The sequence below is a fragment of the Algoriphagus antarcticus genome, from assembly GCF_002150685.1.
Taxonomy (GTDB): Bacteria; Bacteroidota; Bacteroidia; order Cytophagales; family Cyclobacteriaceae; genus Algoriphagus; species Algoriphagus antarcticus.
Genome location: NZ_MSSW01000090.1, coordinates 14,294 through 27,557, shown reverse-complemented (window position 1 = coordinate 27,557; position 13,264 = coordinate 14,294). Strand labels below are relative to the sequence as shown.

Here is a 13,264-nt window from a genome sequence, read left to right as displayed (position 1 = left end):
TTTTTTTTAACCACATAGATTCACATAGGAAACATAGTTTTTTTGTGTTTGCGACCAAAGAAGATTTGAGTCTTTAATGAAGACTTCAAGGTGTAAAGATTTGTTTTTGTACCGCATAAAAAGCATAGAAAACATAGAGATTTCACGTTTTTTTGCTTTGGTAATCTAGAAATCGGAAAGCTAAATTAGTTTCAAAGGATAGATTTTATTGTCTAAAGGGTCTTGAAGAGTAGCAAAGCAGAAATAATAAGCCCAGCGCAGCTTATAGAGAATTGAAATACTTTGTGGCCTCCGTTTAAAACTTTGAGTCCTTCGTGGTTAAAAAAGATCTTCAAGAAAAAAGCCAATCCCATCTCTGGAATTGGCTTTTCGTTTATGATCTATCAATCGATTTACTTCGGCATAAAGGTCATTCCTGCCAAGATAAAGGTCCCAGGATCTCCACCATTTTTGGTTTTGCTAGTCACATAAAGTGTATGCATTTTTCCGTCAGCTGTTGCTGTTACTGGTATCACAAACGGTTTGTTATAAGTCCCACGCTCATCTATAGTAACTTGACCTTGGCTGAAAACTCCCTCACCTACCTTAGTTCCAGTTGGGCTATCCAGATGTAATTCAAAGATCATATCTTCCTTCATTGGTTCTCTAGAGACGGTCATCAGCATGACAGAACCGATATCTGTCAGGTCGATATTTTTCATTGCAAATTGCCCTGCTGTCTTTGGTACCATCAATAAATTCATCCCTCCATAGCTCATTGAACTGTAATCTTTCAGATCAACTGCATTTGCTAAATCAACTGTATTGTTCATCAGATAAACTGAACTTGATCCAGATAATGGCTTGATGCCTTCTCCACCTTGATCGGTGTAGGATGCTGTTAATACCATTGCTCCCGCAACAGAAGCGGCTTTACCTTGAGTAGGGTTAACCATTCCAGAAGCTGATAGACTTGGTTTAGCTGCAGCTCCATCCAATGACAAGATATAGCTGATCAAAGCGTTCAGTTCTGAACCTTTCAAGTTTGGATTTGCAGGCATCACCGTCTCACCCCATACTCCACCGCCACCATTCATGATTTTGGTAGTTAGGTAAGGGATATCTTTATCTGAATACTTCTTAGCCACCTCTGTGTAAGCAGGGCCAATGGATTTTTCGGCTTCTTTATGACAAGTTTTACAAGTCAATGAAGAGACCAAAGACTTTCCAACCATCGCGTCTGTCATTACTTTATGTCCCAAATCCGCCTCGGCCATATCCACACCTTCTCGGTAATCAGCCGATACATAAAGGGTTGATAAGTCATTGGCAGCGTTTGGATGATCTTCATCAGAAATAGAAACTGAATAAGCCACCTGCTTGCCAGGGAAATAGAAGGACTTGTTTCCTTTGATCTCTATTGCTACTACTGGTGCAATATTACCTGCGTAGACGCTAGCAACGGTACTTGTGCCAGATAATCCTGAAGGATCGTTTGCAGTTACTTTTACTTCGTATTCTCCGATTTCGTTGAACGTATAGCTCAATGATGGTTCTGTGGTGGTTTCGGTTTTTCCATTTCCTAAATCCCAAGTATAGGACAAGGCGTCTTTTTCAGGATCTGAAGCAGTGGCTTTGAAGTTTACCTTCAATGGAATTTCCCCGGAAGATTTATCTGCGCTGATTTCAGCTACTACAGGAGCACGATTTCCTCCATTAAAGTCAATTCTAGAAATTCCTGAATCCGGATTCTTGGAGAACCACCCATTTCCATATTCCAAAATGTACATATTTCCATCTGGTCCCATTTCCATATCGATCAGCGCATTGAATTTGGTGCCTGGCATAAATGGCTCCATCTTCGAGAAGTCTCCATTTTCATCCATTGTCACCGCTTTGATCCAACCTCTAATCCAATCGTAGATGAATAGTTTGCCATTGTAATAATCAGGGAATTTGGTGTCGGCGGTATATAAATCTGAGTAGTAAACAGGTCCAGCCATCGCATTTCTTCCGCCTGATCCCAACGCTGGGAAGTCTGGAGATTCTGCATAAGGATACCAAATAAATGCAGGCTGCGCAGGTGGAAGTTCTTTAAGTCCAGTGTTATTAGGAGAGTTATTTACCGGTTTCATCGGGTCAAAAGTCAAACCCGGTGTGCCACTGACAAACTCAAATTCATGGTAAGGATAATTATTTCCCACGAAATAAGGCCAACCGAAATTTCCAGCCTGTCTAGCTTGATTTACTTCATCGTAGCCTCTTGGACCACGCGTATCCAAACTGTCAAGTCGTGCGTCAGGGCCGACTTCGCCCCAATAAACCCAACCCTTTTTCTGATCTACTGAGATTCTATATGGGTTTCTGTTTCCTTGCACAAAGATCTCAGGTCGAGTTCCTTCAGTTCCTTTTGGATATAAGTTGCCCTCTGGAATAGAATAGCTACCATCAGGATTTACCTTGATTCGAAGGATTTTTCCTCTCAAATCGTTTGAGTTCCCCGAAGATCTTCTGGCATCCCACTGCTCTCTTCCCTGTCTTTGATCAAGCGGAGCATAGCCATTGAGAATGTATTTGGAATCACCTTGATTGAAAGGAGTCGAGTTGTCACCGGTAGAAAGGAATAGATTCCCATTTTTGTCAAAAGCAATTGAACCGCCAGTGTGGCAACAGATATTTCGTTGAGATGCTACATCGAGAATGACCACTTCTGAAGCCATATCCCACGTATCATTTTTGAAGGTAAAGCGAGAAAGTCGATTCACCCATTCTTCCCCGGTGGGAGCATAATAGACAAATACAAAACCGTTTTCCGCGAAGTTTGGATCTTTCTGGATTCCCATCAAACCTTCTTCCGCATTAACACCTTTGGTGTCAGTCTTCCAATACACGTCCAACTTGGCGACTTCTGTCAATTCTTCGGTTTCGCCATCAAAAAGCAAAATCTCTCCTCTTCGCTGTGCGACGAGGATATCCAAATTTGGAAGAATGGTCATTTCTGTAGGTTCGGTAAATTCACCCAAACCAAATGTGGTCTTGGTGAAGCGATTTTCTTCCGGAACAGACTGCGTTTTCACTTTAGCAAGGTCTAATTCCTGATTGTCACCAATGGCATATTGAATTCCTGCCAGCAAATGCTTCAAGAACAATTCTTCCGAGAAGGATTCATCTGTATGTCCACCTCCGGTGTAAAAGGCCCGACCTCCGTCGTAGTCATGATACCAAGCAATAGGATGCTCGCCCATGTCCATTCCGCCTTTGTAAGAGTTTTCGTCCAAAGTCAATAAGACCTTAACATCTGGATTCATTTTCTTGTAGCTATACCACTCGTCTGTTCTTTCCCAAGGGCTTGGCAGGAATGATGTGGAAGCATTCGAAGCGTCAACAACATTGATTTGTCCAGGTTGAACATTTGGATTGGGGTCGTTGATACCGGGATGATCCGCGAAGTATCCACCGACTAATCGATTGTACCAGCCCCACTCGTATTCAGTATCCGCGGCAGCATGTATGCCGACAAATCCTCCGCCAGCCTGAATATATCGCTCAAATTCAGCTTCCTGATAGTTGTTGAGTACATCAGCTGTTGTGCTAAGGAAGATCACAGCTGAGTATTGGCTGAGGTTCTCTTCGGTAAATTGTTCAGCATTGGTGGTAGTATCCACAGCAAAGCCGTTTTCTGAACCCAGCTTTTGGATGGCAGCGATCCCTGTGGGGATGGATTCGTGATGGTAACCTGCTGTTTTACTGAAAATCAAGACTTTAGGATCTCCGGAGCGGCTATTCTTACAGCTCCATAATCCCATCATTACAATCATCAGAAGTAGGGTGATACTTCTTAGGTTTTTTGGGAAATACATAGGTTTAATATTTGGGGTAAAGTAGCGAAAAAATAGGTATTCTCTTCTAAGAAACTGATTTGCAGGCAGATTTTGAGGTTGATCGGTTAAATTTTTCTCTTTGACACAATAGAGAAAATCACTTGGTAAAATTTGCTTAGTTTGCTATGATCATGGCCCCATCTGAGAGGGCGACCCCGATGGTTTTCCGTGATGACATGTTTGGCTTTTCGGAAAAGCTCCGGGGAAAGAATTTTTTCAGCCTTTCCTTTTTAAGCGACTTTAAAAACTAGTCCCTTCTTAAAAAAGTTGCCTCTTTTTGAAAATATCCGAGACCATATGAGACATTGATTGTTTCACCTTTTTTCCACGAAATTTTTTCTTCCCTGTAAGTAAGCTTATTCTGGGAAAAGTCAAGTTCTCCCACCATTACTTGCGAATAAGGGGATTCCTCCACCAAGCGGACTGACAGGTACATTCCTTGCTCATTATAAAGCTTTACAGTGATACTTTCTTCCTTGGTTGGATCAAAGTTCACAGGTGCTTTCAGGCGAATTATTACCTTATTATTGTTTTCTTTGGTCAAATCAATTTTGGTGTAATGATTAGCCAAATAGGCCATGCTCATATTGAACGCTGTATTGAATTGAACCCACCCTTCAGTCCAACCCAAGTTGCCAACCTCAGGGTTGTTGGGATAATGGAAGGATTTTGGAGAACCATCAAACACAAACTTCACCTCCTCAAGCAGACCATACCCGCCTTTGTGGGCACTGTACCAACCTAAATCCACTCCTTCAATTTCCTCGGACCCTTTGTGGGAAAAATGTCTTCCAACGGGATTTCTTCCAAAGGCAATGTCGAAATGTGACCACGCCAAAATTTCTAGCTTTTGTAGAATTCCTTGCTCTTCAAGTATTGACATGGCTGAAAATAATGCTGCAGGAAAACCCAAAATATTTCCAGTTTCGTTCCAGCTTGGCGGAACCCAATCTTCATTGTCTGAATATTTTCGAAAATCCCAATAGTTTTCAGATCTGGAAATAGCAACATTGGCCCAATCAGTCACCTTTTCTTTCAATCCTTGTGGGGCTCGTTTTGGATATTGTGTTTGAAAATAGGCAAATGCTCTCATGGTGATGTGTTCGGACATTCTTTGCCCTTTGGTCACCAAAGGATCTTTCCAATCGAGGTTTTGGATCATCCATTCCATTTGTCTATATGCTGCATCAAAATATTTTTCAGCATCTTGTTCTCCTTTTCTCTTAGTCACTTCATACATCATCAAGTTTGGAATGACAGAATACCCGGGAGGCATTTCTCCTTTTGTTGTTCCCAATTGGGTCTTTAGAGCCAATAAATTATGCTCTGTGCTGAGGTCGTATTGGGAAGTGGAACTCGGTTTGACGGTTGTCTTTTCCCAATTTTCCTTTGCGTATTCATAGACAAGATCAAAATTTTGCTGAGGCAGCCATTTTTCCAAGTAAGGCCAGGCATAGAGAAAATGGGCTAGTTCCGCTTTTTGCATCTCATGTTCCAATCCCTGAGAGATCTTCACATCTGCATCCCAATGTATCAGCTTGATGATATCGGGTGCATTCTCGTGATATGGTTCCAAAGTACCCCAGAGCCCTTTGTATGCAGAAGGAAAAGAGGAATTAGGTACATAGGAAACGGTTTTTTCCATTCTATCAAATGTTTCAGGATTGGAAAGATATAGTGCAACCATACCCTGCAGCGCCCAATTGAAAAAATCCCCGTCTCGCCATTCAAAGGACAGGGGTCTGATAAGATCGGTAGTTCCCACATAATGCCTTGCCCCGACCATAAAATCAACCATGTTTCGATAGGTAACACGCTCCAACCAATATGGCCCAATTCGGAATGGGAATGATTCCTGGTTATTTGCCATGATGACGAATTCCTCCTGTGATTCAGGATTGAATTCAGAAAAATCACCAATGCCATTTTTTATTATTCCGGAGAAAACAGATTTTCTATCATTTTGTTGGACCACTTCAAAAGGTATTTGCTCCTTCATTTCAGGAGCAGAAAATCGTTTTGGCCTTCCAAGATTGTAGCCGCTTTGGTTGACTAGGATTTTTTTGACTTCCGTGGCTGTTGAATCGAAATATTTTTGACCATAAACTTCAAATTCAGAAACTTCAACCTGTCTGCCATTTTCGATCCAAAGCCGAATTCGATCGGTTAATATAGGTTTGTCGAAGGTGAGTGAGATGGTATGATTTTGATTATCGCTGACATCTTTTACGTCTCTCCAAGAGCCATTTAAGATGGTTTGAATTTTAAAATCAGAAATCCCCGAGGATTCCTGGGGAGTCTTAATAGCAACCTCAATAATCTCTGTTGCACCCGGTAATTTTAGCAACAACCAAGCAGGACTTCCATCCACCTCATTTTTCCATGAGCTTTCAGAATTTGTTATCCCATCTACCGCTTTTTCCGGATCGAACCCGGGTAGAAAATTATTTGCGGAGGCCGTTCCGGTCAAAGCAAGATTGTTCTTTGTTTGTCCGATTGACGATTGTGCAAAAGCAAAAATGCTTAACAGAAAAACTACGGCAACTTTATTCCAATTGATATTTTGCATTTTCTTTATGAATGAAATTTTAATATGTGTATCCTCATAAGTGCACGTATAGATTTAAACTAAAATCTTGGATGGAATCGGATCAAATTCCCCCTTTTTCAAAGGGGGAAGGGGGGATTTTTCAAACCAATTCAGCAATAAATTTGGCTAAGTGCAGCATTGCGGATACACATAAATTTTAATGATGCTTCCTTTGATTTGGATAATAGGTCAAGTTCTTAGGGTTTCTTTTCAATTTCAAATTCAAGAACCACTAGGCCAATCGCAGGAACAGACACCGTCCAATCACCTGACAGATTTTTCTTTTCCAGCACTTTTCCCTCATTATCCAAAACTTTGACATCCAGAAGCTTCCCTGCATGGAAAGCAGCAAAATCAATCTTCAAATCGCAACTTTGGACTTCATTTTCTTGATTGAGTAAGGTCACCCAAATTTTTTCACCTTGCTCACTAGAGGTAACCACATATTCCAAAGAGGGGTTGGAAACGGATACTGCATCTGGGACCATTTTTAGGAGTGCTTTTTCCCCGAATATTCTTCCTGCCTCAAATCCATAGCTCTGATGGGGACCAACTTTTGGCGTAATAAATCCTCTCGGAAACACGATATTTCTATTTGAGCGAAGTTCCATTTCAGCCATAAGGTAGTCTGTAATCCAACCGACTTGCCACCATGCATGATGAGGGTATGGACCGGCACCGTTGTCCATTGCTTTCCAATAATAGGATGCTACGCTTGTTTTTTCATCTACAAAAGCATGCCTTCCGATTGCTGCGGATCTGGCCATATCTGCAAAAATCTGCTCACCCGTAATGTCAAACATGCGGATAAACATACCGGCATGACTTGCCAAAAGTATGGGGCCGTGGAAGTTTGCAGAACCCAAAGTGCCCCCATGCTCAAAACTCAATCCGGCTTGGGCTATTTCCCAATCCTGGAGTTGCTTTCCATTTACCCATTTGATTTGTTGGCTGGGTATTGGGTGCGTGTAGATGTAAGTGGTGTAGATTTTGGCTGTCTGAATAGCTGCTGCTTTATATTTTTGATCACCAGTGATGTCAAACAAATCAAGATATGCCTGAGCCGATTGTCCGGTTGCAAAGTCAGGAGCGTATCTCATATCACCACAAACACCCAAAAAACTACCATTGTTAACTCCATTTTCCAAGTACCAATCTGCACCTTTGATGGCCGCATCTAGGTATTTTTGGTCTTTTAAAATCCGATGCGCCACCAATAATCCGTAGAAAGTTGGTCTAAAATCCTTTAATTCTTTGAATATTTCCTCTTCCTCACGACTATAGGCCACTGCCCAGCTTCCATCGGCTTTTTGCCAGTTCAGCAATAATTCAGCTCCTAATTTGAGTCTCATTTTCAATTCCTCATTTTCTGGTTCAAAAAGGAGAATATTTCCAATATCCAACATGATGTAATAGGTCAAGGCAATAGGCTCGACCATTTTACCCCATTCCTCCACAAACATTTTCGACTTTGACAAATAATATTGGCCTATTGCCGCGCCTTGAAAAAATCCCTCTGTCTCCTGCTGTTGAGCCAATTTGAAATTAAGGGCAAACGGCAACACCTCCTCTTTCAAATACGAACTGCCTGTGGTATTTGCCAGCATCCACATCGCTCCGTAATCTGCGTTTTTCATGGCATCCTTGTCTGACCCGACAACTCCTCCATTATAGGCTTGTGCACCTATTTTCCTATTTTCAAATTCTTCGACCCTCCAAAGAGAAGTAACAGAATCTGTCAGGTAGCCATACATTTTGTTAAGCCTTGAACTCAGCGATTGTTTGTTTTTCCTTAGGTCCAAACCCCTTTTAAATTCAAAAACATCATAAACAGTATGGTTTAATGTTTCAAACCAATCCTGATCGGACAAGCTCAACCTGAAACCAAACTTTAAACTTTCTCCCGATTTAAGCTGAGAACCTTTTTGACCTAAGACAGGAAAGTATAACGTTGGTGCCAACTCTGACTTTCTGTTCTTATGTGATAAACCTAGATTCCAATCTGAATGCGTGTTAATGTCATTTGACCAAGGGTCTCTTCCAAGATCAGGATTGGCGATGATAGCAATTGAAAATCCGTCTTTTGAACTGATGATTGGACTTAAAGTACTTGTTGTTTTTTCACTGAATACGGTTGGTTGGGCAGGTACGCCATTGCCATAGCCATATCCTAAGACAAGATTTTCCTCCAATTTATTGCCATGAAAATAGCCTGGAACTGTTGCCCATTCAAGTTGCGACTCAGAAATTCTTACCAAAGTTGGGCTGCTGAATGAGTAAAACCCATCCTTTAAAATTTCAATTATTTCTTCGACGAGAATATCCTGGGGGAATATCGGATCCAAGCTCCATGTAGTTTTCACAATTCCCCAAGCGGTCTTTTTTTGAAAAAGGATTTTGTTGGGAGAAAGAACTTGGGCTTCATCTGGAAAATAATAAAATGCCTCACCGGCGGTGTTCAAAGACACCTCATTTGTCCGATCTTTCCAAAGATTCACTTGGTACTTGTAAATTTCCTCAGGGAAATCTTGACCGGATATAGTTTGAAAGGTTTGGGCAGAAAATTCTTCTGGTTTGGTCTCAGAGCGTAGGATGGTATATTCCCCTGATGGATTAGGGATGGATTTCCATGAAGAACCTGATTTGATGGACACATCATAAACCTCCCATCCTTCCGCAGTTTTTTCCCAGCTTACTTTCAACTGGTCATTTTCCAATCGGATTTCAGATTCTACTTGTGCAAATGAGCAAATGGAAAGAAAACAAAAGGAGAAGAATAGAATCGAAAATCTCATGGGTTGGAAGTTTATGGATTAATTGAAACTGCGCTGGGATTATGAATAGCAGACGATGCCAAATACACTCAATGGCACAGATTCCACTCTCTTTTCAAATTCGAAAGTCAGTTTTTGTGTCCGAACAGGAGCCTGAAATTTGACTTCTTGGATCGTCTGATGATTTTCCTTTTGGTGAAAAATCACTTTACCCGAATCATCTTTGATCTGAAACGACTTGGCACAAAATGGAATCTCGAATTCCGGATGTCCCATCAAAGTGGATTCCATCGGGTGATCAAAGTCTGTGTCAAAATAAAGTTGAACCGTTGAAATATCCTGCTGCTGGGACCAATCTAGAGTCAATGAAGGACGAGGATCCTCTAGAGATGCTACCCAGGCATTGGGTTGAGTGGTAGGTCGGAATATTCCATTTTTTACATTTTCCCGTGAAAAAGGATGAAGGCTTTGATCTAATACAAAGGCTAGATTGTGGCCCAAAGGTCTTCGTTCAGGCACCCAAAATTCAAACGCATCAATCCCAATTCCTGACGGTGGCTCCTGACGACTGCTGGTAGCGACGGATTTATTGAACTTATTGAAAACGGTCAGCAGACCTGTGACACGGGTATTTGAACACTTTAACATCAGATCAGGATTGGCCACAAACGTGACAAAAACATACTGGGCTTCGGGAATTTCTTGCTGAAAGGAAAAAGAATAAAAATTTCCCCCCGGCTCAATATCGAGTCGCAGACGTTCCAACATGACCTCCGGAGTATAATTTTCAGGTTTTTCGCTTAACCTCAATTCTACCTGAAGCCTTGTTTTCACTTCCGATTTTACCTGGATTTTCATCCCAGGAACCACTCTCGAACTAACTGGAATCATCTGGGCCATGGAAAAGTCCAAGGTATGCCAAGGTCCATCAAAGGGAAGTCCTTTGAGTTCCAATTCGGTAGAACTTGAAACCGCCGCATTTTGCACCAAGTCTAACTCATCTTCCAAATTGACCTTGGGAATGTACTGACCTGATTGGATCAATCTTTTTTGAAGTTCGCTCATTCGGCTTTTCTCCAACAAATCTGCAGGAAGGACATTTTGCTTCAGACAAAGCGCGGCTGCCATGGCGACAGCCTGTCCATTGTGCCCACAGGTAGCCATCACTCGAGACGAACCAAAAGCCACGTGAGTCGCACTAATCAAGCGTCCGCCAAGGAAAAGATTCTTGATGTTTTTCGAGTACATGGTGCGGTAAGGTATCTGATAGACGCCTTTGCTGTGCCACTGGGTGCAACCGGGCTTATCTCCCAAAACTCCATCAGCAGGATGCAAATCCAACGCCCAACCTCCAAATGAAACGGCATCAAAATGAGGCCTTTGCTCTACCACATCTTTTTGGGTAAGCATATAATCCCCCTCAAAGCGTCGACTTTCCCGTTTGCCGGGGATCGTGCCAACCCACTCCAAGGTCAGGTTTTCAGAATCAGCGTATTGACCTGAATTTTTGATATGATTCCATATACCATATATGACTTTCCAAAGCTCCCATTTGATCTCTTCGGTTTCGTGGATGGTATCCCGTCTCCCTCCATATTCTACCCACCAGAGTCGGCAGCCAAATTCCTTAAGGTTAAAGGTCTTAAATCTAGGCAGTTTGGTGATGTCGATGTCCGCAAAAGCGGGAGGAACAAACCGCACGGGCTTTCCCGTGTCTTTGCTGTAAAAGTACATCGAATGACCCAAGAGCTCTCCATAGCTTTGATCTGGTGCAAAGGCCTCATCAAACTCTTCTTTTGTCTCTGCACCCATACGGAAAGCAGCTCCTGCCAGAAAACCTAAGATTCCATCGCCGGTTGCGTCCATAAAAAACTTTCCTTTTACTTGATACTCAGTGGAGTTTTGGGAGCAAAAGGCCCTCAGGTACTCTATAGAATCATCATTTTTTTTAGAAAGATCATGAACAGCGGTATTCAATAACAGCTTGACATTTGGCTCTAGGGTCACCTTTTCAAGTAGAATTGTATCTAAAATGATTGGATTTCCCTCCGGATTTCGATAGAGATTTTCAACCAGAATTTCATCAATTACGCCTCCTTCTCTAGCCCATCGGTTGTTGTTTCCCATGTGGGATGTGGCGCCAAGGATCCAGAGTCGAACCTCCGAAGAAGCATTACCTCCCAACACTGGTCTGTCCTGAATCAAGACAACTTTCAATCCCTGCCTAGCGGCTGTAATTGCACAACATGTACCTGACAATCCTCCTCCTGCAATGACCAAATCAGTGTTCAGGAAATCTGTTTTTAAACTTCTGGCACCCTTTGAAAATTCTTCTTTTATCATATTTCCTATGCTCAGCCTGAGCGATTAAAAGTTTTTTTGAAGTTTTTTAATACCTCTTTTCATGACATTCCAATACAGGAAAGCCCCAAACCCAGAAATTGAGATTCCGAGACCTACCAGATAAAAAGCTGATTCCACAGCCCATACCGAAAGAACTCCAAAAAGAAGCCCGACAGCCACAAGAGAAATACCCAAAACCTTCACTCCAAAATTATTTTGTGCAGCTTCCTCTATTTCCTCTGCTTTCGTAGTGATTGCTGAATACACAATTGATTCAGCTCTTTTTACTTCAGCTTTACCAAAAATTTCGACTAGAACAAGTAGTAAAATTGGAATACCTACCCCCAAAAGGAGTTCCTGAGTGCGGTTTAAGGAAAAATTGTAAACAAGGGGAGTGAAAAATTTAAAGATCAAGTTGATAGTCAAACTGACGATCGTCACACCCAAGATGGTTTTTCCATTCTGTTTTTTTGAAAAAAGGGCCCAAATCGCTGGGCCATAAAGTGCGCCACCAGTGACTGCGGCGATGCTGAGTACCACCTCGACTATTCCTCCTGCCATTGGGACAAGAAATGCTACCCCTATCGTACCCAAACCAAAAAGTATGGTAGTAAGTCTCGCCACATTCATCAGCGTCTTGTCCGTAGAATTGGGCCTTAAAGGCTTGAAGATATCATTCGTGAGTACCGCAGCGGCCAGATTTAAGGAAGTATTGACCGAACTGGCTGTTGCGAAAATCATCCCACCGATCATCAGGCCCAAAACTCCAACTGGTAGCACTTCCATGCAGATCATCAGGTATGCTCCTTCGGCTTCCAAACCCTCAAGACCGGGATTCAAAACTCTATAAATCATCGGAGGCAACATCCAGATAAGTGGACTAACCAAGTAAAGCGCCCCAAAGAGAAATCCTACTTTTCGGGAAGCTTTCGCATCCTTTACAGAGGTGTAACGCTGCACATATGCCCAGTTTCCACCAATGAAAATGATGTTGTAAATAGTGAATGCAATAATAAAAACAACAGTGTATTCTCCATTAAAAAGATTGAAAAAGGTATCAGGAGCCTTTTCAACAAAAGTCTGAAATCCTTGCACTTCATCCAATGAAAGCGGAATCACCAACAAAACTGCTGCTGTGAGAATCACGAACTGCAAGACATCTGTGACCACCACAGCCCACAATCCCCCTACTGCGGTGTAAATCATGATCATCCCTCCCAACAGAAGAATGGCTAAATTGATATCAAACCCTGTGGTTACATTGACGATTTTGGCAACAGGATACAGAAAAGCTCCGGTGTAACCCAAAGAAAGAAAGAGGAACAGATAGGTATAATACTGCTGTATATTTTTCCCAAATCGATTGGTCAAAAATTCTGCAACAGTCAGGGCTTTGGACTTCCACCACCTAGGTGCAATGAAATATCCCACCACAAATCCGGCAATACACATGGACATCTGAATTGTAATCGCAACCAGACCGAATTGATAGGCGATCGATCCCCACACCACAAAAGTCCCCGCAGAAAAAAAACTCATAAACAGCGAAAGCCCGTTCATTGGCCAAGGGACAGCACCACCTGCCGCAAAGAAGGACTTCATATTTGTCCCCTTCGTTGCAAAAGAAAGTCCGGCTCCCAGGATTATGAGTGAAAATATGATGATGGTGATATAATCAAGTTGTTCCATTTATGTAT

General features: G+C 42.2%; 5 protein-coding genes. All 5 read right to left on the bottom strand.

Annotation, left to right across the window (positions count from 1 at the left end):
• Nucleotides 1-392: 392 nt before the first annotated feature.
• The 5 genes from BVH04_RS22870 to BVH04_RS22850 all read right to left on the bottom strand — a co-directional run bounded on the left by BVH04_RS22870 (nucleotide 393) and on the right by BVH04_RS22850 (nucleotide 13,256).
• Entirely contained in the window at nucleotides 393-3,839 is a 3,447-nt protein-coding gene (locus tag BVH04_RS22870; RefSeq protein WP_086543787.1) for a ThuA domain-containing protein, read from the bottom strand.
• 268 nt (nucleotides 3,840-4,107) lie between these two features.
• A complete protein-coding gene (locus BVH04_RS22865; protein ID WP_086543786.1) occupies nucleotides 4,108-6,429 on the bottom strand; it encodes a discoidin domain-containing protein in 2,322 nt (773 codons plus the stop codon).
• Nucleotides 6,430-6,647: 218 nt separating this feature from the next.
• Complete coding sequence (locus BVH04_RS22860) at nucleotides 6,648-9,245, bottom strand: glycoside hydrolase family 88 protein (protein WP_205635912.1); 2,598 nt, start codon at nucleotides 9,243-9,245, stop codon at nucleotides 6,648-6,650.
• 39 nt (nucleotides 9,246-9,284) lie between these two features.
• Entirely contained in the window at nucleotides 9,285-11,567 is a 2,283-nt protein-coding gene (locus tag BVH04_RS22855) for an FAD-dependent oxidoreductase (RefSeq protein ID WP_086543785.1), read from the bottom strand.
• 24 nt (nucleotides 11,568-11,591) lie between these two features.
• A complete protein-coding gene (locus BVH04_RS22850; protein ID WP_086543784.1) occupies nucleotides 11,592-13,256 on the bottom strand; it encodes a sodium:solute symporter family protein in 1,665 nt (554 codons plus the stop codon).
• Between the last annotated feature and the right edge of the window lie 8 nt (nucleotides 13,257-13,264).

Excerpts from the sequence above, each read along its gene's own strand:
- BVH04_RS22860 (WP_205635912.1), bottom strand. The coding sequence starts at position 9,245 with ATGAGATTTTCGATTCTATTCTTCTCCTTTTGTTTTCTTTCCATTTGC.
- BVH04_RS22855 (WP_086543785.1), bottom strand. The coding sequence starts at position 11,567 with ATGATAAAAGAAGAATTTTCAAAGGGTGCCAGAAGTTTAAAAACAGAT.
- BVH04_RS22870 (WP_086543787.1), bottom strand. The coding sequence starts at position 3,839 with ATGTATTTCCCAAAAAACCTAAGAAGTATCACCCTACTTCTGATGATT.
- BVH04_RS22865 (WP_086543786.1), bottom strand. The coding sequence starts at position 6,429 with ATGCAAAATATCAATTGGAATAAAGTTGCCGTAGTTTTTCTGTTAAGC.
- BVH04_RS22850 (WP_086543784.1), bottom strand. The coding sequence starts at position 13,256 with ATGGAACAACTTGATTATATCACCATCATCATATTTTCACTCATAATC.